The sequence below is a fragment of the Kribbella voronezhensis genome, assembly GCF_004365175.1.
Classification (GTDB): Bacteria; Actinomycetota; Actinomycetes; order Propionibacteriales; family Kribbellaceae; genus Kribbella; species Kribbella voronezhensis.
Genome location: NZ_SOCE01000001.1, coordinates 2,245,370 through 2,266,195, shown reverse-complemented (window position 1 = coordinate 2,266,195; position 20,826 = coordinate 2,245,370). Strand labels below are relative to the sequence as shown.

21 protein-coding genes are annotated in these 20,826 nt (G+C 68.4%); 10 read left to right on the top strand and 11 right to left on the bottom strand.

Annotated features, from left to right (window positions below):
• Positions 1-60: 60 nt before the first annotated feature.
• On the bottom strand, positions 61-2,268 hold the full coding sequence (locus tag EV138_RS10210) for a M4 family metallopeptidase (protein ID WP_133978135.1): 2,208 nt from the start codon (positions 2,266-2,268) through the stop codon (positions 61-63).
• A 366-nt stretch (positions 2,269-2,634) separates the two neighbouring features.
• Positions 2,635-3,798, bottom strand: a complete 1,164-nt coding sequence (locus tag EV138_RS10205; protein WP_133978134.1) for an acyl-CoA dehydrogenase family protein — start codon at positions 3,796-3,798, stop codon at positions 2,635-2,637.
• A 134-nt stretch (positions 3,799-3,932) separates the two neighbouring features.
• On the opposite strand from EV138_RS10205, the gene EV138_RS10200 reads away from it, so the two are divergent.
• Positions 3,933-5,282, top strand: coding sequence for a UDP-glucose dehydrogenase family protein (locus EV138_RS10200; RefSeq protein WP_133978133.1), 1,350 nt, complete (start codon positions 3,933-3,935; stop codon positions 5,280-5,282).
• A 60-nt stretch (positions 5,283-5,342) separates the two neighbouring features.
• Here EV138_RS10200 and EV138_RS10195 read toward each other — a convergent pair whose 3' ends face one another.
• The 3 genes from EV138_RS10195 to EV138_RS10185 form a co-directional block, all read right to left on the bottom strand.
• Positions 5,343-6,563 (bottom strand): MFS transporter, encoded by a 1,221-nt coding sequence (locus tag EV138_RS10195; protein WP_133978132.1) that lies wholly within the window; start codon positions 6,561-6,563, stop codon positions 5,343-5,345.
• Positions 6,564-6,636: 73 nt separating this feature from the next.
• Positions 6,637-7,140, bottom strand: a complete 504-nt coding sequence (gene purE, locus EV138_RS10190; RefSeq protein WP_133978131.1) for a 5-(carboxyamino)imidazole ribonucleotide mutase — start codon at positions 7,138-7,140, stop codon at positions 6,637-6,639.
• Positions 7,141-7,149: 9 nt separating this feature from the next.
• Positions 7,150-8,331: a 5-(carboxyamino)imidazole ribonucleotide synthase gene (locus tag EV138_RS10185; RefSeq protein WP_202866682.1), complete on the bottom strand. Its 1,182-nt coding sequence runs from the start codon at positions 8,329-8,331 to the stop codon at positions 7,150-7,152.
• Positions 8,332-8,473: 142 nt separating this feature from the next.
• Here EV138_RS10185 and EV138_RS10180 point away from each other — a divergent pair, with 142 nt between their 5' ends.
• The 4 genes from EV138_RS10180 to EV138_RS10165 all read left to right on the top strand — a co-directional run bounded on the left by EV138_RS10180 (position 8,474) and on the right by EV138_RS10165 (position 11,451).
• The gene (locus EV138_RS10180; RefSeq protein ID WP_133978130.1) at positions 8,474-9,019 is read left to right on the top strand and encodes a GtrA family protein; all 546 of its coding nucleotides are present in this window, start codon (positions 8,474-8,476) and stop codon (positions 9,017-9,019) included.
• A gap of 73 nt (positions 9,020-9,092) precedes the next feature.
• Positions 9,093-9,644 (top strand): RNA polymerase sigma factor, encoded by a 552-nt coding sequence (locus EV138_RS10175; RefSeq protein WP_133978129.1) that lies wholly within the window; start codon positions 9,093-9,095, stop codon positions 9,642-9,644.
• Between the two features lie 21 nt (positions 9,645-9,665).
• Positions 9,666-10,148, top strand: a complete 483-nt coding sequence (locus tag EV138_RS10170; RefSeq protein ID WP_133978128.1) for a peroxiredoxin family protein — start codon at positions 9,666-9,668, stop codon at positions 10,146-10,148.
• 88 nt (positions 10,149-10,236) lie between these two features.
• Positions 10,237-11,451 (top strand): GNAT family N-acetyltransferase, encoded by a 1,215-nt coding sequence (locus EV138_RS10165; protein WP_133978127.1) that lies wholly within the window; start codon positions 10,237-10,239, stop codon positions 11,449-11,451.
• Positions 11,452-12,005: 554 nt separating this feature from the next.
• Here the strand turns inward: EV138_RS10165 and EV138_RS10160 are convergent.
• Positions 12,006-12,632 (bottom strand): GNAT family N-acetyltransferase, encoded by a 627-nt coding sequence (locus EV138_RS10160; RefSeq protein ID WP_238158052.1) that lies wholly within the window; start codon positions 12,630-12,632, stop codon positions 12,006-12,008.
• A 55-nt stretch (positions 12,633-12,687) separates the two neighbouring features.
• Here EV138_RS10160 and EV138_RS10155 point away from each other — a divergent pair, with 55 nt between their 5' ends.
• Positions 12,688-13,191, top strand: a complete 504-nt coding sequence (locus tag EV138_RS10155) for a winged helix-turn-helix transcriptional regulator (RefSeq protein WP_133978126.1) — start codon at positions 12,688-12,690, stop codon at positions 13,189-13,191.
• A gap of 52 nt (positions 13,192-13,243) precedes the next feature.
• Here the strand turns inward: EV138_RS10155 and EV138_RS10150 are convergent, their stop codons facing one another.
• Positions 13,244-13,366 (bottom strand): 50S ribosomal protein L36, encoded by a 123-nt coding sequence (locus tag EV138_RS10150; protein WP_133978125.1) that lies wholly within the window; start codon positions 13,364-13,366, stop codon positions 13,244-13,246.
• 130 nt (positions 13,367-13,496) lie between these two features.
• Between EV138_RS10150 and EV138_RS10145 the strand changes: the two genes are divergently transcribed.
• Positions 13,497-13,790: a DUF4287 domain-containing protein gene (locus tag EV138_RS10145; RefSeq protein WP_133978124.1), complete on the top strand. Its 294-nt coding sequence runs from the start codon at positions 13,497-13,499 to the stop codon at positions 13,788-13,790.
• A gap of 3 nt (positions 13,791-13,793) precedes the next feature.
• On the opposite strand, the gene EV138_RS10140 is transcribed toward EV138_RS10145, so the two are convergent.
• Positions 13,794-14,666 (bottom strand): Sco1979 family transcriptional regulator, encoded by an 873-nt coding sequence (locus tag EV138_RS10140; RefSeq protein WP_238158051.1) that lies wholly within the window; start codon positions 14,664-14,666, stop codon positions 13,794-13,796.
• Positions 14,667-14,822: 156 nt separating this feature from the next.
• Here EV138_RS10140 and EV138_RS10135 point away from each other — a divergent pair, with 156 nt between their 5' ends.
• Positions 14,823-15,653, top strand: a complete 831-nt coding sequence (locus EV138_RS10135) for an SAM-dependent methyltransferase (protein WP_133978123.1) — start codon at positions 14,823-14,825, stop codon at positions 15,651-15,653.
• A 3-nt stretch (positions 15,654-15,656) separates the two neighbouring features.
• Here EV138_RS10135 and EV138_RS10130 read toward each other — a convergent pair whose 3' ends face one another.
• Positions 15,657-16,226: a helix-turn-helix domain-containing protein gene (locus tag EV138_RS10130; RefSeq protein WP_238158050.1), complete on the bottom strand. Its 570-nt coding sequence runs from the start codon at positions 16,224-16,226 to the stop codon at positions 15,657-15,659.
• Between the two features lie 54 nt (positions 16,227-16,280).
• Here EV138_RS10130 and EV138_RS10125 point away from each other — a divergent pair, with 54 nt between their 5' ends.
• Together EV138_RS10125 and EV138_RS10120 are read left to right on the top strand one after the other, a co-directional pair.
• A complete protein-coding gene (locus tag EV138_RS10125) occupies positions 16,281-16,982 on the top strand; it encodes an AzlC family ABC transporter permease (RefSeq protein ID WP_133978122.1) in 702 nt (233 codons plus the stop codon).
• Entirely contained in the window at positions 16,979-17,302 is a 324-nt protein-coding gene (locus tag EV138_RS10120) for an AzlD domain-containing protein (RefSeq protein WP_133978121.1), read from the top strand. The genes EV138_RS10125 and EV138_RS10120 overlap by 4 nt, the downstream gene beginning before the upstream one ends.
• Positions 17,303-17,354: 52 nt before the next feature.
• Here EV138_RS10120 and EV138_RS10115 read toward each other — a convergent pair whose 3' ends face one another.
• Both EV138_RS10115 and EV138_RS10110 read right to left on the bottom strand, forming a co-directional pair.
• A complete protein-coding gene (locus EV138_RS10115; protein WP_133978120.1) occupies positions 17,355-19,448 on the bottom strand; it encodes a spermine/spermidine synthase domain-containing protein in 2,094 nt (697 codons plus the stop codon).
• A gap of 135 nt (positions 19,449-19,583) precedes the next feature.
• Positions 19,584-20,471 (bottom strand): S1 family peptidase, encoded by an 888-nt coding sequence (locus EV138_RS10110; protein WP_133978119.1) that lies wholly within the window; start codon positions 20,469-20,471, stop codon positions 19,584-19,586.
• Between the last annotated feature and the right edge of the window lie 355 nt (positions 20,472-20,826).

Genomic DNA, 20,826 nt, shown 5'->3' with positions numbered 1-20,826 from the left:
CTCGAGCCCGAAGCGCTCGAGGAGGTGCCATTGCTCAGGCTGGTCCTTCCAGGTTTGCGATCACTCCGACACGGAAGCCGTGAACGCACCCGATCCGGAGTCGGCCTTCACCACGAGGCGGTAGGTGCCCGCCGTGTTGTTGTAGGTGAACGACTCGTCCGGGTTCGGGCTGATGCCTTGGGCAACCGTCACCCAGGACAAGCCGGACTGCTTCTGCAGGTAGACATCGAAGTCGCTGCCGGTCGGCCCGTCGAGGCAGACCTTGAGCTGGCCCGCGTCGCTGTCGCTGAAAGCGGCGAATGTCTTGGTGCCGCCCGCGGTGAGGGTGCCGCTGTAGTTGAGCGCGCCGTTGCAGGCGCCACCGCCTCCGCCGCCGGAGACGACCCACGAGAAGGAGACGGCGGCCGTCTTGCCCGCGGCGTCAGTGACCTTCGCCGTCACCGTGGAGGTGGCCGCGGCGGTCGGGGTACCGGAGATCAGCCCCGTCGAGGCGTTGACCGTGAGGCCCGCGGGGAGACCGGTCGCCGACCATGAGTACGGCGTGGTGCCGCCCGTCGCTGCGAGTTGCAGCGTGTCAGCGGTCCCTACGGTGCTCGTCTGCGCGCCGGGGTTGGTGACCGTCGGGGAGCCGGGGTCCGGGTTGGTCGTGCCACACGTCTCGGTCGTGGCCGCGACGGCGATGGCCGTGAACGCCTTTTCGACCGCCAGGCACTCTGCCGAGCCCTGGCCGTAGAGGTCCTTGGCGGACTTGATCGCGCCGGTCCGGGCGTTGGAGTACTTGCTCGACGACGTGAGGTAGGTCGCCAGCGTGCGGTACCAGATCTTCTCGGCCTTGGCGTGACCGATGCCGGTCACGGCCGCGGCGCCGGAACAGGTGGGCGAGTTGTAGCTGACCCCGTTGACCGTCTTGGCACCCGAACCCTCGGAGAGCAGGAAGAACCAGTGGTTGAGCGGACCCGAGGAGTAGTGCGGGTCGAGGGAGCCGAGCGTCGAGGACCAGCAGTCCTTCGACGCGCCGTCCTTGCTCGGCTTGTCCATGTACCGCAGCGGCGAGCCGTTGCCGTGGATGTCGATCTCTTCACCGATGAAGTAGTCCGGTACGTCGTTGGGGTTGTTCACGTAGAACTCGATCGCCGTACCGAAGATGTCGGAGGTCGCCTCGTTGAGTCCGCCGGCTTCACCGCTGTAGACCAGTCCAGCGGTGTTCTCGGTGACACCGTGGCTCATCTCGTGCCCGGCGACGTCCAGCTCGGTGAGCGGAGCAGCGTTGTTCGCGCCGTCGCCGTACGACATCTGCGTGCCGTCCCAGAACGCGTTCACCATCGCGTTGGCGAAGTGAACGCGTGAGCGGGCCCCGCGGCCGTCGTTCCAGATCCCGTTCCGGCCGAGCTGGGTCTTGTAGTAGTCGAACGTCTTCTGCGCGCCGTAGAGCGCGTCGACGGCGGCGGACGCACGGTCGGACTGAGCCCCGGTCCCCCACTTGTCGTCGGCGTCGGTGAAGAGGTCACCGTCCGGGCCTTCACCCGTGTTGGGATCGCCCTGGTTGTGCACGTCGGTGGCCGTATGGCCGAGCGCGTCCCTCATCTCGAAACCGCCGCCCGACTTGGCGCTGGTGTTGATGGTGACGTTGCCGACGAAGATGCCGTCGCCGGTGCCGGTCTTGATCTCGTCGTCGGTCAGGAGCACGGCGCCCGTGCCGGCGTCGACGTAGGTGTGCAGCCGGGTCGGAACCTGGTTGGCACGGATGCCGGTGGTCAGGACGTCGTACGCCAGCTTGGGACCCTGGTCGGTGACGAGGACGACCAACTCGTTCCCGGCGGACGTCTCGTTCTTGGTCGCCTGTGCCGCGGCGAGACCCTTGGCCTGGGCCGCGGCCTTGGAGATCTTCGGAGTCCGCGACGCGGGGGTGACGGTCTTGCGGCCGAGGTTGTAGGTGACGCCGGTGACAGCGCCCTTCGCGTCCTTGTGGGTGACCAGATCACCACCGATGACGCGCAGCCCGTCGAGCGTGCGCTGGTACCGCACGTGCGTGCCGCCGTCCGCGTCCTCGATGACCGCTTTGACGGTCAGCTTCTCGCCCGATGTCAGGCCAAGCGCGGAGGCACTCGCCGGCGCGTGCGCCTGCTCGTCGGCCGCCAAGGAGCTCGGGTCGTGGGCGACGGCGCCGGGAGATGTCTGGTCGGCGTGGGCGGCGAAGAAAGGCGTCATCACCAGCCCAGCGGCGAGAAGACCGCCGGTGGCGATCAAACTGGTTCTGGGTCGTTTCACAACTGCTCCTTGGGGGCGGGGTCGACGATCGGCCGACCTGTGTACGCCGGTTGCGTCCGGGACGTAGCGGCCGCGTCGGCGTTCGGGTGCTCTGAGTTTGAGCACGCCCCCTGGCCGGCGGAAGAGTTGTCGCTGGCGGAGATCGGCAGCGCCGATTTACGACATCCCGCGGCACCGGAACGGCATCGTTGCCGACAGCACCAAGACGGCAGTCGGTAGATCGTGCGTGTCAGGCGGGCCCAGGAGCCCGCAGCGCACAGGCGACGCTCCCCACCGGGAGCTGCGACGGAGGAGCCGCGGTTCAGGGTGGGTGGGAGCGGCGACGGAGGAGCTGCGTGGAGAGTTTGCCCCTTAGTACAAGGGGTTTTAGCTGAGGCCCTTGAGGAGTTGGCGGGCCATGACGATGCGTTGGACCTGGTTGGTGCCTTCGTAGATCTGGGTGATCTTGGCGTCGCGCATCATGCGTTCGACCGGGTAGTCGTGGGTGTAGCCGTAGCCGCCGAGGAGTTGGACGGCGTCGGTGGTTACGGCCATGGCGACGTCGGAGGCGAAGCACTTGGCGGCGGCGCCGAAGTACGTGAGGTCGCTGTCGTTGCGCTCGGAGCGGGCCGCGGCGGCGTACGTGAGTTGGCGGGCGGCCTCGATCTTCATGCCCATGTCGGCGAGCATGAACTGCAGGCCCTGGAACTCGGCCAGTGCCTTGCCGAACTGCTTGCGCTCCTTGACGTAACCGAGCGCGTAGTCGAGCGCGCCCTGGGCGATACCGAGCGCCTGGGCGGCGATCGTCACGCGGGTGTGGTCGAGCGTCGCCATCGCAGTAGCGAAGCCGGTGCCCGGGGCGCCGATCATCCGGGACGCCGGGATGCGGACGTTGTCGAAGTACACCTCGCGGGTCGGTGAGCCCTTGATCCCGAGCTTCTTCTCCGGGGCGCCGAAGGACACTCCGTCGTCGGACTTCTCCACGACGAAGGCACTGATGCCCTTCGACCGCGCGTCCGGGTCGGTCACCGCGAAGACCGTGTAGTAGTCGCTCACCCCGGCGTTGGTGATCCAGCGCTTCACGCCGTTGAGCACGAAGTCCGAGCCATCGGCGACCGCGCGCGTCTTCATCGACACCGCGTCGGAACCGGCTTCGGGCTCCGACAGGCAGTACGAGAACATCGCGTCGCCGGCGGCTACCGGCGGCAGGTACCGGTCCTTCACCTCGTCCGAGGCGGACAGCAGCAGCGGCAGCGAGCCGAGCTTGTTCACCGCCGGGATCAGCGAGGTGGAGGCGCAGGCGCGGGCCACCTCCTCGATCACGATGACGGTGGCGAGCGCGTCCGCCCCGGCCCCGCCGTACTGCTCGGGGATGTGCGGAGCGTGGAAGTCGGACGCCTTGAGTGCGTCGTACGACGCCTTCGGGAACTCGGCGAGTTCGTCCACGTCACCGGCGTGCGGGGCCACCTTGGCGTCGCAGACATCGCGAACGGCGGCCCGGATCGCCTGGTGCTCCTCGGACAGCGCGTACAGCTCGAATGAGTTACTCACGAGTCACAATCTACGACGAAACCTCCGCCCGGGCGATCCACCGGACCCGGAAAGTGATCAAAAGCGCACCAGATGCAAACGCTTGGCCATGAGCCGGTCATGGACCGGCAATTGTGGTCGGTAGAGTCGCCCGCATGACTGAAGGCACGCCCACCACCAGCGAGCGACCGCTGCGGATCTCGGTGATCGGGACCAACTACCTCGGCGCCAACACGGCCGCGGGGATGGCCGAGTTCGGTTTCGACGTGATCGGGGTCGAGATCGACGAGCACCGGCTGAAGCTGCTGAACGACGGCAAGGCCCCGCTCTACGAGCCGGGTCTGGATCCGCTGCTGAAGCAGCACACGGACTCCGGCAGGCTGCGGTTCACCAACGACTACCGCCAGGTGGCCGACTGGGCCGACGTGCACTTCATCTGCGTGGGTACGCCGCAGCAGGAGGGCAGCGACGCCGCCGATCTGGCCCAGGTGAACTCCGTGGTCGACATGCTGGCGCCGCTGCTCACCCGGCCCTGCCTGGTGGTCGGCCGGTCCACCGTGCCGGTCGGCACGTCGAAGCTGGTCGAGAAGCGGTTCCACAGTGAGTCGCCGGCCGGTGAGGGCGTCGAGATCGCCTGGCAGCCGGAGTTCCTGCGCGAGGCGCACGGTGTCGACGACACGCTGCACCCGGATCGCCTCGTGTTCGGCGTACAGTCGCCGGCCGCGGAAGCGACGCTGCGGCAGGTGTTCGCGGCGCCGATCGACGAGGGTACGCCGGTCGTCGTCTGCAACCTGCCGACCGCCGAGCTGGTCAAGGGCGGCGCGAACGCCTTCCTGGCCACGAAGATCTCGTTCATCAACGCGCTCGCCGAGATGTGCGACGCGACCGGCGCCGACGTCACTCAGCTCGCCGACGCCCTCGGCCACGACAAGCGGATCGGCCGCGGCATGCTCAACGCCGGGCCCGGGTACGGCGGCGGCTGCCTGCCGAAGGACCTGCGCGCGTTCATGGCGCGCGCCGGTGAGCTCGGCGTGGAGGAAGTCATCACGCTGCTCCGCGAGGTCGACGACATCAACCAGCACCGGCGGGCCCGGGTCGTGGACGTCACCCACGAGCTCCTCGGCGCCGAGTGGGTCGGACGCAACGTCACTGTGCTGGGGGCGGCGTTCAAGGCGGGCACCGACGACGTACGGGACTCGCCTGCACTCGACGTGGCCGGGCGGATCCAGTTGCACGGCGCGACCGTCACCGTCTTCGACCCCGAAGCGATGGAGAACGCGCGCCGGGTGCGGCCCACCCTGCGGTACGCCTCGTCCGCGGCGGAAGCCTGCGAGGGCGCGCACCTGGTCCTGCACCTGACCGAGTGGCCGGAGTTCCGCGAACTCGACCCGGCCGCCCTGCGCGGTGCGGTGGCGCACCCGGTGATCGTGGACGCCAGGCTGTCGTTGGACGCCCAGAAGTGGCGGGACGCGGGCTGGACCTACCGCGCACCCGGCCGCCCGTAACGACGCAAATCCGAAGACAGCCGCAAGCCCTGGAACGAAAGGGCTTGCGGCTGTCTCGCGTCAGGCGACGGTCGCGTTCCGTAGTACCGGCCGGGTGAGTGCACCGAGGCCGATCAGGGCCGAGGCGACGGAGATGCCGAGGCAGACGCCGGTGATACCGACTCCGTTCAGGTCGGCGAACGAGCCGAGGACCGGGTTCATCACGACGAGCGCGATGCTCTGACACAGCAGTACGACGGATTGCAGGCGCGACTGGTACTCGCGCTCCACCGAGTTCATCAGCAGCGGCAGGACGTGACCGGTGAAGGTGCCCACCCCGACGCCGCTGACCACGCCGGCGGCGATCACCAGCGGCAGCGGGTGCAGGGACGACAACCCGAGCAGTCCGGCGCCGGCGATCAGCAGCCCGAACGCGGCCACCATGCCCGGCCGCGGGAAGGCGCCCTTGGCCAGGATCCGCAGCGCGATCATGCCGACCCCGAGACTCCGGCTGGCGACCAGCAGGCCGGCCGTCGCGGCGTTCCAGTGATGGTCGCGGGCCAGCAGCGGCAGCAGCAGGACGTCCAACGGCATCAACAGCCCGGCCGCCATCGTCATCATGATCAGCAGGGCCCTGGTCAGCGGCCGCCCGAAGGCCGTCCTCACGCCGTCCGAGATCGAGCGCAGCATCCCGGTCGTGACCCGCCTCGGCACCGTGATGGCATCCCGCAGGGACAGCAGCACGACGATCATCACGATGAACGTCAGCGCGTCGAATCCGGCCGCCGAGGTCAGTCCGGCCCAGTTCACCAGCAGGCCGCCGACCGCCGTACCGGTAACCGCGAAGATCACGCCGGTCACCTGAAAGCTGGCCAGCGCGCGCGGCACCTGCTCCGGCGGGACCAGCAGCCTCGGCATCGAGCGCGACGACGGCAGGAAGAACGCGTCGATCACACCGATCACCAGCGCCGCGGTGAACAGCAGCGCGACCGGCTCCCCGATGGCGATCGTGATCGGCACCAGCGCGGTGGTGATCGCGAACATCGCCGTACAGCTGACCAGCAACACTCGCCCCGCGCCGAACCGGTCGCCGATCGCCCCGCCGACCAGCAGCAGGGCTGCGCGCGGCGCCGCGGCCAGGAGAAGCACGAGCCCGGCGACGCGGCCGCCGTGCTGGCTGGCGGACCATCCGATCGCGAAAGTGATCGTCAGATCGCCGAGGAGGGACACAGCGGCGCCGAAGAGCCAGATCCAGTAGCGGACCGGGATGCGCTGTGTGTCCGGTTCTGCGGGCGGAGTCACGATCGACGACCTTAGACGACATTCGGGTGGATCACACGGCTACCCGCTCGCAGCCTGTGGAAACCGCCCGGGTTCAGGATTTACGCAGCTCTGCCGCGCCTTCACGGACAGTGTGCCCCTTCGCCTTTGCCATATCCGCGAGATCAGCCTGGAAAGCGCTCATCCGCTCCCGCAGCTTCTCGTCGTACGCCGCCAGGATCCGGACCGCGAGCAGCCCCGCGTTGCGCGCGTTCCCGATCGAGACGGTCGCGACCGGTACGCCGGCCGGCATCTGCACGATCGACAGCAGCGAATCCATCCCGTCGAGGTACTTCAACGGCACCGGTACGCCGATCACCGGCAGCGGGGTGACCGAGGCGAGCATGCCGGGCAGATGCGCGGCGCCACCGGCTCCCGCGATCAGCACCTTCAGGCCCCGCTCGTGCGCCGAACGGCCGTAGTCGATCATCTCCACCGGCATCCGGTGCGCTGAGATCACGTCCGCCTCGAACGGCACGTCGAACTCGACGCACACCTCGGCGGCGGCCTTCATCGTCGGCCAGTCCGAGTCCGACCCCATCACGATTCCCACGCTCATTGCTGGCCCCTATTCGTCGATGGTGCCGGTCAGGTACGCCGCCGCGTGCCGGGCGCGCTCGCGGACGTCGTCCAGGTCGTCGCCGTACGCCGTGACATGGCCGACCTTGCGCCCCGGCTTCACGGACTTGCCGTAGAGGTGCACTTTCAGCCCCGGATCCCTCGCCAGGCAGTGGAGGAGCCCGTAATGCATGTCCGCTGTGCTCTCGTCGTCACCGCCCAGCACGTTCACCATCACCGTGTACGGCGCTCGCGCAGCCGGCGATCCGAGCGGCAGATCCAGTACTGCGCGCAGGTGGTTCTCGAACTGCGAGGTCACCGCGCCGTCGATCGACCAGTGCCCGGTGTTGTGCGGGCGCATCGCCAGTTCGTTGACCAGCAGGCGGCCGTCGCGGGCCTCGAACATCTCGACCGCGAGGATCCCGACCACGCCGAGCTCCTTGGCGATCCGCAGCGCGGTCTGCTGGGCCTGCGCCGCCTTGTCCGGGGCGAGGCCGGGAGCCGGGGCGGTCACCTCGACACAGATCCCGTTCTCCTGCACGGATTCGACGATCGGGTAGGCGACCGCCTGCCCGTGGGGGGAGCGGGCGACGATCGCGGACAGCTCGCGGACGAAGTCGACCTTCTCCTCGGCCAGGATCGGCACGTTCGCCGCGAACGCCTCGTCGACGACCGGGTCCTCGGCGCTCTCGGCGACCCAGACACCCTTGCCGTCGTACCCGCCGCGGGTCGTCTTCAGGATGATCGGGAAGCCACCGATCCGTTTGGCGAAGTCGGCGATGTCGTCCCGGCTCGCGACCACCTGGTGCGCCGGCGCGGGCGCGTCGAAGGCGTCCAACCGCTGCCGCATCACCGCTTTGTCCTGGGCGTGCACGAGGGCGTCCGGACCGGGGCGCACTGCGATCCCGGCGGCTTCCAGCTCGTGCAGGAGCTCGGTCGGGACGTGCTCGTGGTCGAAGGTGACCACGTCGGCCTCGGCGGCGAACCGGCGTACGGTCTCAGGGTCGCGGTAGTCGCCGACGGGCGCGTCGGCGACGGCCTGGGCGGCCGAGACCGTCGGGCCCTCCGCGAGCACGCGCAGTTGGATGCCCAGCGCGACGGCCGTCTCCTGCGTCATCCGGGCCAGCTGTCCGCCACCGATCATGCCGACGACGGGGGTACCAGCCGGCAGGTCTTTACGCTCGAACTTCACACGCCGGAGCCTAATGTGCTGACCTGGCGACTGTGACGCTGGGCGGCGCCGGGCTGCCCGGATTTCGGCGGGGGCCCGATCGGCAGGTACCGTGAGAAGCTGTTCAGCCGCGCCCCGCGTTCACAGAGAGCATTCCGGTCCGTTGAAAATCGTCACCACGCTGTATCGCCAGGTCGAGCATCTGGTGCACGAAGTGGCCAAGTTCGGCTTGGTCGGACTGCTGGGCATGCTCGTGGACCTGCCGATCTACAACTGGCTGGTCTTCGACAACCCGCTCATCTTCGGTACGCCGGGCGACGGCATGCTGCACCACAAGCCGCTGACCGCGAAGGTCATCTCGGTCACCGCGGCCACCATCGCCACCTACCTGGGCAACCGGCACTGGACCTGGCGGCACCGCGAGCGCACCGGCCTGCACCGCGAGTACGTGCTCTTCTTCGTACTGAACGGCATCGGCCTGCTGATCGCCGCCGGCTGCCTCGGCTTCTCCCGCTACGTGCTCGACCTGCACAACGCGCTGGCCGACAACATCTCCGCCAACGTGATCGGCCTCGGCCTCGGCACCCTGTTCCGCTTCTGGTCCTACCGGAAGTTCGTCTTCAAGGAAGAGCTCGCGCTCGACGAAGCCGAGCACGAGCACGCCACGGACGACGCCGACAACACCGGCGACCTCCCCGCCGTTCGCTGATCCACCGCTGCTTTTCCGGCGGCCGGTGAATCCTTTCGGCCTGGTCGAGCCTCTTGTGTAGGTGCAGATCAAAATGAGGGATCACCAACCACGCGCCGACGACTCCTGGGTCACCGACCAGCTGATCGCTGCGGCGCAGCAGGGCGACGTCGAGTCGATCAGCGCTGTGGTCTACAGCGCGCATCCGCATGTGATGCGCTTCGCCCGCTCGCTGTGCGCGTCACCCCAGGACGCCGAGGATGCCGCTCAGGAAGCGCTGATCATCCTGTTCCGCAAGGTCGGCTCGCTGCGGGCTTCCGCCGCGCTGGCGTCCTGGATGTTCCGGATCGTCCGCAACGAGTGTCTGCGGCTGCTGCGCAACCGGCGACCCGAGGCGATCGACCCGTCGGGCGCCGACTCCGTGGAGGACGACGTACTTCGCCGGCTCGACGCCGACCGCGTGGCCGCCGCGATCGGCGCCCTCCCCGACGTGCAACGCCGCGTGCTGATCATGCGCGATGTCCAGGGCTACCCCGGCCGATCGGTCGCCGACGCGCTGGGGCTCAGCCTGGCGGCGATGAAATCCCAGCTGCACCGGGCGCGCCGCGCGGTACACGCCGCTCTGCGCGAACCAGACGTGTTCTGACGACCTGTGAGGGGAGATCTCATGCTCGAAATCGGTTCTGCCGCGCCATTGCTGGAGCTTGAAGACACCGAGGGACAGCGAGTGACGCTCGCTGACCTCGTCGCTGAGCCCGGCCGTCGGGGGGTGCTCGTGTACTTCCTGCGGTCCGCGTCTTGTCCGGTGTGCAACCTGCACGTCCGGAAGCTGATCAAGAAGGCCGACGAGTACGCCGGCGCCGGCGTACAGATCATGGTCGCGGTGCCCGAGGACCGCGAGGAGGCCGCTCGGTGGAAGGCCAAGGGCAAGATCCCGTTCCGGGTCGTGACCGGTCGGCGCGGCAGCCCGCACGAGGCGATCGGTCTGGTCAGGAAGCTGTTCGGCTCGATGCAGCAGTCGGGCAGCATCCTCGTCGATGCGGACAACGTGATCCGGCACGCTCACGGCGCCACCAATCCGATGAACAGCTACGACAGGGCGCGCATCGCCGCCGCGGTCGAGCAACTGCGGGTCACCTCGACCAGTTGACCGGCGGTGATCGGGCGTTGCGGGATGTCGCCCACCGGGCTGGTCAAGTGGTTGGCCGCGGGTCGGAGGCGCGTGTGAGGATGCGGCCATGACAGAGATCGCTGTTCGGGTGGGTGTGGCCGAGGACTACGAGGCAATGTCGGCGGTGTTCGGTACCGCGATGATGTTCGATCCGTCCGGCGACGACGAGCTTGGCAAGCGGCTGTTCGAGCCCGAGCGGGCGCTGGTGGCGACCGACGGCGAGGAGATCGTCGGAACGACCAAGGCGCTGACGCGGGATCTGTCCGTGCCCGGAGCAGTGGTGCCGGCCGCGCATGTCACCGGCGTCGGTGTGCGGGCGACGCACCGCAGGCGCGGCGTGATGTCGGCGTTGATCGGCCGCCAGTTGCGCGAGGTGCCGGAGGCGATCGCGGTCCTGTGGGCCAGCGAGCCGGGCATCTACGGGCGGTTCGGGTACGGCGCCGCCACGCGGGGAGTCTCGTACGAGATCGACCTGCACCGGGTCGGACCGCCCGTCGTACCAACGCGTCCCGGGGAGCTCGGCGAGCTGACCGTGGACGAGGCGTACAAGGAACTGCCGCCGCTCCTGCGCGCGCTGCAGGAGCGGCGACCGGGCGTGTCCGGCCGCTCCGAGCTGAAGTGGCAGAGGCACCTGGAGGACAAGAAGGAGGATCGAGGCGGCCGGACCGCGCGCCAGATCCTCGTGCACCGGGACGAGACCGGTGCGATCGACGGTTACGCCCTGTGGCGCGGCAAGATGAACTGGCAGGCAGCCGGCCCCACCAATGAGGTGCGGCTGGAGGAGCTGGTCGCGCTCGAACCCACGGCGTACAAGGCGTTGTGGAGCTACTTGCTGACCATGGATCTGGCCGCGACCCTCGCCTACGGGTACGCCGCCCTCGACGAGCCACTCCTGCAACTCGTCACCACCCCGACCGCCATGGGCCGACGGCTGGGCGAGTCGCTCTGGCTGCGGGTGACCGATGTGCCGCGCGCCCTCGAACAGCGCCGGTACGCCGCGGCGGTGGACCTGGTGATCGAGGTGACCGACGAACTGATCCCGGCCAACGCCGGCCGGTACCGGCTCACCGCCGACGGCACGACGGCCCGGTGCGCCCGGACGGACGACCCGGCCGACCTGACGATCCCGGTGGGAGAGCTCGGCGCCACGTATCTCGGGGGCCGTCAACTCGCCGAATTCGCGCTCACCGGTCGTGTCGTCGAGCACACCCCGGGCGCCCTCAACTCCGCCACCATCGCTTTCTCCTGGCCGGTCCACCCCGTCAGCATCGAGGTCTTCTGATCCACCGGCGAACTTCCGGGTGCCGCGCTGGTCCGAAGGGTGACGGGCCGAGCCGGTAGTACCGTCGGGCGGGTGCGGATTCTCTTTGTCGGGAACAGTTTCACCAGCAGGAACAACCTGCCCGGGCTCCTCGCCGCTCTGGCGAAGGAGCGCGGCGTGGTGGTGGAGCACCGGCTGATCTCGGCCGGGGGAGCGTCGCTGCGCCAGCATCTGAACGCGGGGAAGGCACTGACCGCGATCGCGGAGGGCGGGTTCGACACGGTCGTACTGCAGGAGCAGAGCACCTTGCCGGGCAAGAATCCCGCCCGAATGCACGACAGTGTCCGGGACTTCCACGCAGCTGTCGAGGAAGCGGGGGCCCGGACCGCGCTGTACATGACCTGGGCTCGCCTGCACGGTGCGCAACAACCGATCACGACGGCGTATGCCGGTATCGCCGCGGAGGTCGGCGCCACCCTCGTGCCCGTCGGAATGGTCTGGGAACGCTTTCTCCGGACCAACGACGAGCCGCTCCTGCACGACAAGGACGGCAGTCACCCGGCCCTCGCCGGCAGCTACCTCGCCGCCTGCGTCTTCCTGATCTCCTTGCTGGCCGAGGATCCTGTCGGTATCGAGGCCCCGGTGAAGGGCTTGCCCGCAGACACCGCCGCCCTGCTTCGTGGAGAAGCCTGGTCCATCTGCGAGGCCCTGGCCGGCGGGAACTGAGCGACCGCCGGTACGACGAAGTTCAGCAGGGCACCGTCGCGCTCGACCGCTGCGGCCGGCCAGCGACGCCGGATCATCCGGGCCACCCGGTCGTTGGCGGCGCTGACCACGAACAGGAACCGGGTCGCTCCGGTGTCGAAGGCATGACCGGCCGCGATGGTGAGCATCCGAAGCCCCAGACCACGGTTCTGCTCCGGTTCGCTGATCACGACGGCGAGTTCGGCGGTCGGCTCTGTGTCGTTGGCGGCCCAGGCCCACATCGCATGGCCGACGACGGCGTCGTCGCGGGTCGCCACCCAGGCGCAGCCGGCCGGCCGGAGCAGCCGTAGTACGAGTGAATCGCGGGGCGGGCGGCCGACCGCGGTCTGGAAGCGCATGTAGAGGCTGAAGTCCGTCAGTCCGGTCAGCATGGCCGCCAGGTCGTCCAGGTCCGCCTCGCCGGCGGTGCGGATCCGCGGTATCTGAGTCTGATTCACGGATTCAGGGTCGCCCGACTTGGCTGAGTCTGTCAAGGAGACTTATCCTCGGAGCATGATCCAGGAACAGGTCGTGCCCGAGGCGATGCGGTGGTCCACGGAGAACTGCACGATCTCCCGGACGATGGAGATCCTGGGTGAGAAGTGGATGTTCCACGTGCTGCGCGAGGTCTTCGTCGGAGTGCGCCGGTTCGAGGACATCAGGGCGCGGGCGGAGATCCCGCGCCAGGTGCTGACCGACCGGCTGGCCGCACTGATCGACCGCGGTCTGCTGCGGCGCGAGCCGTACCGGGTGGCCGGCCAGCGCGAGCGGTACGAATACCGCCTCACCCAGGCCGGCCTCGATCTCTACCCCGTGCTCGTCGCCCTGGTCCAGTGGGGCGACCAGTACCTGCAACAGGACGACGGCCCGCCGATCGTCCCCGAGCACCGCGGCGACTGCGGTGCGAAGATCAGCGTCGTACTGCGATGTGCCGCCGGCCACGAGCCGTCCCCGCGCGAGGTCGCCCTCCGCCCCGGCCCGGGTGCGCAACTGCGAACTGCCGAAAAACTTGCCTGAGGCATCTGACTCGCCCTCGCGCCCTTGCAGGTAACGAAGGCGAGTGATGTCATCAGCCCTGGCGAGCCTTCTGGCGGGGGTCCAGCCGGTTGATCACGTACACGCGCCGGCCGCGGCGGACCACCTGCGCGCCCCGCTTCGACTTCAGCGCCTTCAACGAACGTCGTACCTTCATCGCGCATCCTCTCTGTCTGCCCAATCAACACCAAGCGCCCCACAAATCTTCCCCGGTGTCGATTCGCGCGCGGGTGGTTCGACGCTGGGGTAGTGGCGGGGAGGCCGTCGCTGACGAGAAGGGGTGCGAGATGTCTTTTCAGGCCTACCTGGACAAGATCGAGGAGAAGACCGGGCTGACGCCGCGGCAGTTGCTGGAGATCGCCGAGGCGAAAGGGCTGGCGACGCCGCAGACCAAGGCCGGTGCGGTGGCCGACTGGCTGAAGGCGGACTACGACCTCGGCCGCGGACACGCGATGGCCTTGTTCCACGTGCTGAAGAACGGCCCGAAGATCAGCGCCAAGCACGTGAACTCCGGCGGGACCCACAGCGATCCCTCCGACACCCTCTGGCTGGACGGCAAGGCGACCAATCCGGCGCAGTGAGGGTCAGGTGAGAGCCTTGATGGCCGTGCGGAGGAGTTCTTCGGTGTGGCGGGGGCGGAGGGCCGTGATCGCCAGGGAGTCCATCGTGACGGCGTACTCGTCGAGGTCCTCGCGCTTGTCCAGGTAGACGGCGCTGGTGAGGTGCTCGATGTAGACGACGTCGGGCAGGTCCATCTCGCCGAACCGCAGGATGCTGAACGCGCCGCCGGTGGCCGTGTAGCCGCCGCGGTCGAACGGGATGATCTGCAGCGTCACGTTGTGCCACTGGGACACCTCGATCAGATACTCCAGTTGCGCGCGGAACACCTCCCGGCCGCCGATCGGGCGCCGGAGTACGGCTTCGTCGATCACTGCCCACAGGCGCACGGACCGCTTCCGCGTCAGCACCTGCTGGCGACCGGTGCGTAGCGCGACCAGGCGCTCGACCTCGACCTCGGGCAGCGGGCGGTCGCGGCCGAGTTGCACCACGGCCCGTGCGTAGTCAGGTGTCTGCAGCAGTCCGGGCACGAACTGGAGCTCGAAGGTACGGATCAGCTCGGCTGCCATCTCGAGCCCGAGATAGGAGTGGAACCAGGTCGGCGTCAGGTCGTCCCAGCGTTGCCACCAGCCCGGGTTGTTCGCCTGCTGGGCCAGTTCCAGCAGCCGCTCGCGCTCGTCGGCGTCGTCGAGTTTGTACAGCGTCAGCAGGTCGTCGACGTCGCGGACCTTGAAGCCGACCCGGCCGAGCTCGAGCCGGCTGATCTTGGATTCGGAGCCGCGGATCGCCCAGCCGGCATCGGCCCGGCTGATCCCGGCGTCCTCGCGCAGCCGGCGCAGATGTGCGCCCAGCATGATCCGCAGGGCGGTGGGCCCGCCGTACGCATCTTGCTCTGTCACGGAGTCTCTCCAGCTGTTCGTGTGCCCGCCGGAGGATCATTTCACGAGATTGCCGGATCCGGCTCGGACAGGCGCGCGCACAGCGCGTGAAACCCGCCGCGACTGCTAGTAAGGTCAGGCACCTACAGACCACCCCATCAAGAACGAAGGTCGCCGATGCCCGACGTTTCCAAGGCCCCCAGCTCCGCGCCTGTCGGCGTCGACACCACCAGGGCCAGCATCGCCCGCGTGTACGACGCGTTTCTGGGTGGCAAGGACAACTTCGAAATCGACCGCGAGGTACTGCGTCAGGTGGCCACCGTGGCCCCGCAGGTGACCGACCTCGCCTGGTCGAACCGCAACTTCCTGATCCGCGCGTGCCGGTTCCTGGCCGGCCAGGCCGGGATCAAGCAGTACCTCGACTGTGGCTCCGGCCTGCCCACCGCGGAGAACACCCACCAGGTGGTCCAGCGGCTGCAGGCCGACGCGAAGGTGCTGTACATCGACAACGACCCGGTGGTCCTCGCGCACGGCCGCGCACTGCTGGAGGAGAACGAGAACACACTGTTCGTCAGCGCCGACATCTTCGACCCCGAGGCCGTCCTCGGGCTGCCGGAGGTGCGGGAGTTCCTGGACTTCTCCCAGCCGATCGCGCTGATCCAGAACGGCACCATGCACCACTACCTGGGCGACGACGGCCCGGAGCTGATGCAGAAGTACATCGACGCCCTGGCCCCCGGCTCGTACGTCGTGATCTCGCACTTCCTCGACCCGCAGACCCCCGAGCACGCCAAGACCGCTCGGGCGCTGGAGGAGAGGTTCACCCACAGCCCGATGGGCTCGGGCCTGTTCCGTCCCTACGACCAGATCCAGGCGATGTTCAACGACCTGGAAATGGTCCCTCCCGGCCTGGTGCTCTGCGACGAATGGTGGCCGGACGGCCCTCGCGTCACGCCGCTCAGCCAGATCGAGGAGTGCATCGCGGGCGGCATCGGCCGCAAGCCCTGACGATCAGGAGTATTCCGACAGCAGTACCGCGGTAGTGCCGGGCTCCAACGCCTGGAAGGTGTGCGGAAGGTCGCCCGGGTAGGCGATGTAGTCACCCGGGTGGAGTTCCACCGGCTCGTCGGTCGGGCCAACGAGGGCCCGGCCGGTGCTGAGTACGACGTGCTCCACTACGCCGGGCATGTGCGGGTCGGAGTTCCGGCCCGGTCCCGGGGCGACCACGATCCGGTAGACGTCGCGCCGCGTGTTGGGCGGGCAGGAGGCGACCAGGGTCGCGCTGTAGTCGCCGTGTTCGGTGTAGACGGCCGGCCCTTCGTCGGCCCGGATCACCTGCACGCGCGGCTTCGGCGGGTCGACCAGTTGGCCGAACTGGATGTCGAGCGCGACGCAGAGCGCCCACAGCGTCTCCACGCTCGGGTTGCCGGTGCCGGACTCCAGCTGGGACAGCGTCGACTTGGCGACCCCCGCCCGCTTCGCCACCTCGGTGAGCGAGAGGCCGGTCCGCGCCCGCTCGCGGCGTAGCGAGGACGCGATCACCTCCAGTGGTGCTTTGCCGTCCATCAGTGTTCGCTCCATCGGTCCAACCGTTCGACTTGACGAACAAGTCGCTGACTGTTCATCATAAAACCCATGCGTTCGATATGGCGAACCCTCCGGGAGGATCTCGGCAAACCGCTGGCCCGCGACATCGCGCTGGTCTGCCTGGCCGACGGCGTCGTCGGCCTTTCGTACGGCGCGATCAGCGTCGGTGGCGGACTCCAGGTGTGGGTGCCCGTGCTGCTTTCGCTGGTCGTGTTCGCCGGCGCGTCGCAGTTCCTGTTCGTCGGCATCGTCGCCGCGGGCGGTAGCCCGATCGCTGCCACCATTGCGGGTCTGCTGGTGAACAGCCGCCACGTCGCTTTCGGGCTGGCGGTCAGTGACGTGATCGGCGGGGGCTGGAAGAAGCTCCCGGGCAGTCACCTGATGACCGACGAGAACGTTGCCTTCGCCCTCGGGCAGGACGACCTGAGGCGCAAGCGGGCGGCGTACTGGGTGTGTGGCATCGGCATCTTCGTCTGCTGGAATCTCGGTGTCTTCGCCGGCGCGCGGCTCGGCTCGGTGATCACCGACACGGACGTGTTCGGGCTGGACGCGGCCTTCCCCGCGGTACTGCTCGCTCTGGTGCTGCCGTCGCTACGAGACAAAGCGACGCGTACTGCGGCCTTGGCCGGCGTTGTGGTCGCGCTTGCTGCGACTCCGCTTCTTCCGGCCGGTCTGCCGGTCCTGTTTGCCCTTGTGGGGTTGGTTTTCTATCGCGTTCAGCAGCCGGTTGAGCAGGAGGTCGTCCGATGACGAATCCAGGTCTGCTGCTGGTCGCGGTACTGATACTTGCCGTGGGCACCTTTTCGTTGCGGATCGCGGGGCCGTTGCTGCGGACGCGATTCGAGTTGCCGGAGCGCGCGGAGAAGGTGATGTCGGCCGCGGCCGTGGTGCTGCTGGCCGCGTTGGTGGCGACGGCCGCGTTGACGGCCGGGCACGGTGCGGCGGGGATCGCCCGGCCGGCCGGGGTTCTCGTCGGCGGAGTGCTTGCCTGGCGCAACGTTCCGTTCGTGCTGGTGATCGTCGCCGCGGCTGCGACAGCGGCCGGCCTGCGGCTCATCGGCGTACCGTGACAGGAAAACCGGACCGGCTCGAGCCGGTCCGGTTTTCCAGGTCATCGCTGGGTCAGGTCGCCGCGCCCAGGACCTTGCCGTTCTTCGGGCGCAACAGGAACGCGCCGAGATAGAGGGCCGCGGCGATGATCAGCAGGCCGTGGAAGCCGATCAGCAGGCCGGCGTACTCCAGGCAGCCGCCCAGCATCGCGCCGAGCAGGTTGGCGCCGAAGCTCGCCGTACCGTCCGCGGTGTCGGTGAACCGCTTCGCGAAGATCACGTTCGCGGCGAAGATCGGGGTGAACGCGATCACCACCGCGACCAGCGCCCGCAACCCGACCGGCATCGAGAGCAGCCAGCTGTCCGGGAAGATCCAGCTCAGCAGCAGACCCGCGAACAGCACGACGAACATCACCTTGATCGGTGGGGTCTTGAACCGTCTGGTGACCTCGACGGCGGCCAGTACGGCGAGCAGCACGCCGGCGAACACGATCGCGTTGACCACCCACGTCGTACCGAACAGCAGCGCGAACCCGGTGATGCTCTTGGTCTCCAGCAACATGAAGCCGGCGCCGAGCAGGAACAGGTCGGTGTACGGCCGCATCCGCCGGTACGACGAACCGCCGCCCGCGATGCCGACGCCGATCAGGCCGGCCAGCAGCACCAGCCCGAGCGTGACGAGGTACAGCGACGGGATGCGGTCGGTGAACAGGTACAGGAACGGCCGGTTGTCGGTGGCCGGCGGCGGCGTGATCGCGCTCGGCCCGGGCCACGCGGCCGCGCAGGTCTGGTCAGCATCGGTCAGCCCCACGGTCACGACCGCCTGCTGCAGGCCGTCGCCGACCTTGTCCACACACGGCTTGTGCCCGAAGGCCTTCTCGGCCGTCGAAGCCAGCCGGTCGATCAGCCAGGTCTCGCGGTAGTAGTTGTACATCGCGAAGGCGCCACCCGGGTTCAGGTGGTCCTTGGCGGACTCGAAGGCCTGCTGGGTGAACAGGTAGCTCTCCAGCCGCAGCGAGCTCGCGCCGTTCACCAGCGTCAGCGAGTCCGGCAGCGCCAGCAGGATCAGGTCGTACTTCTTGTCGGTCCGGGACAGGAAGGCCCGGCCGTCGTCGATGTGCGAGGACACCCGCGGGTCCTGGTACGGGTGATCGGGGTTCTTCGCCTTGCCGATGTCGCGGATCCGCGGGTCGATCTCGACCGCGTCCACGTGCTTCGCGCCCTTCTTCAGCGCGATCGCCACGTCCGAGCCGGAGCCCGCGCCGATGATGAGCACGTTCCCCGGCGTCTTGCCGACGTTCGCCCGCTCGTACGGCAGGCCGTACTGCGGTTCCCACTGCAGCCGCGCGTCGGCCGGGATCGCCTGCTGGTGCGGTACGCCGTTCACCGTGATCGTGAGCAGCGGGACACCCTTCCACTCGTAGCCCGCGGTCTGCACCTTGTAGTACGGCGACCAGCTGTTCTCCGGGCGCGTCGACTCGTGGAAGAGCACGCCCACCATCACCAGCAGCGGCGCGAGCACCAGCGCACCACTGAGCGCGATCGCGGTCAGCTTCTGCTGACCACGAGGCCTCGGCACCATCAGCGCCACGAACATCGCCGTGACGATCAGGCCCCACCAGATCGGCGGCGCGCCCAGGAACGACAGCGCGGTGAAGGCGACGATGCCGACCAGGCTGCCGATCAGGTCGAACCGGTACGCCGTGAGGCGCGGCAGGTCGGCGAAGCACCGGCCGACCAGCTCGGCCGGTCCGGCCAGCACGACGGCCGCCGCGACGAAGATGATCGGCAGGATCACCCAGGTGGGCGGGCCGGTGGTGTTCAGGCTGGTGAAGTAGATGACGCTGGAGGAGGTGCCGCGGTTGACCGTCACCGGCTTCCACGCGATCACGGCCACCAGCAGGCCGAGCATGACGGGGGAGTAGTACGGCAGCCGCTTCGCCCGGCCGGAGCGCAGGATGCCGATCCCGATGCCGAGGAACGAGCCGAGCAGCACGAAGTTCGAGAAGTAGCTCAGGTGCACGACGTTGGAGCCGGTCCAGCGGATCAGCGCGAGCTCGAGGAAGAGCATCAGCGCGCTGGCCGCGACCAGGCGAGGCTTCACCCCCAGCGGATGCTGCCAGCTGTCAGGGGCTACTTGGCGGGGCGTGGAGGAGTCGACTGCCATGGGCGGGGACGTTACCCGATCGGGTGTGTCGGGCATCACCCCAGCAGGGTTTTCTGTGGACAAGCTCAGTACTTACCGTGGTGTCGACGCCACGGACGGCGACCGAGGTGGTGGTCGCCGTCCGTGGATCGTCGGTCAGTTACGGGTGGTGCGGGTGGCCGGCTTCACCAGTTGGCAACCGGTCTTGTTCAGGTCGATCGTGCGGGACGAGGTCAGGCAGGTGTAGAACCACCAGGTCTGCTGGCCGTACGCCGCGCCCTGGTCGACCGTGACGTTGCCTCCTGCATCGACCTCGCAGGGGTTGTTCACCGTGCAGCGCTCGCCGTCCTCGTTGCCGGTGTTGTTGATCCCGATCACCTCACCGGTGCTGGTGCTGACGATCGGCGATCCCGAGGTGCCGCCGATGGTCTCGCAGCCCGGCTGCTGGTACTTGATCGAGTTTTTCCAGGTCCAGTTGCCCTCGCGCAGGGTCGGGATGGTGGCCTGCACCGAGCAGGTGTAGATCCGCTTCCAGTAGCCGGAGACGACGGCCATGCCGGCGCCGTCGGCCGGGGCCTGCTTGGCCAGGGTGAGCGGGGTGACGTTCAGCCGGGACTTGATCGAGGCGTAGCTCTCGTTCACCTCGTACAGGATGACGTCGGTCTTGGTCATCGTGCCGTAGAGGATCCGGCTCGCGCGGACAGTGCCGGCGTTGCTGGAACTCGGCCGCAGCAAGGTGATCTGGCGGCTGGAGGACCGGTTCAGCAGCACCTGGCCGGGGCTCAGGAAGCCGTTCTCGTAGCAGTGGCCGTTGGTGAGCACGAGCGCCTTGTCGGTGGACAGCGACTCGGCGTACCGGACGAGGGAGGCAGAGCAGTTGCTGAGGGCCGCGATACCGGTGAAGTCGGTACCTGGTGCGGCGACCTGGGACGCTGCAGGGGCTGCGGTGGCAGCCCCGGCCTCGAGGGCGTAGGCCTGGCTGCCGCCGAGCAGCAAGGCGCTGACCGCGACGGTGGTCGCGGCAACGGAACGGAACAGTCTCATGGGCGGTTTCCTGTCCTCACGACGGAGCTCGCACTTGGGCGATGCAAGCAGGGCGTAGTCGCCTTAGGACTCTTCGTATCGGACTTCCGGTACTCCGAACCATCACAGACTGATGAAATTCGCCGTTGGTAGGGCGCATGCAGGGGTTTACCTGCGCGAAGGCCTGGCCCCAGGGTGGCGCCTGCGGTGCGTGGTGAGACTGTTACCCTTCGTTCCTGGATCCGCCCGCCTCGAACCATGCCGGCCGCCGGTACGTCGTACTGATGTCCGGTGGGTACGAGAGGCAGGGCGGCGCGCCTGATTTCGGCGACCGTCCGGCCATGGCCATACTGAACGGCGCGCGACGTGCGGCTAC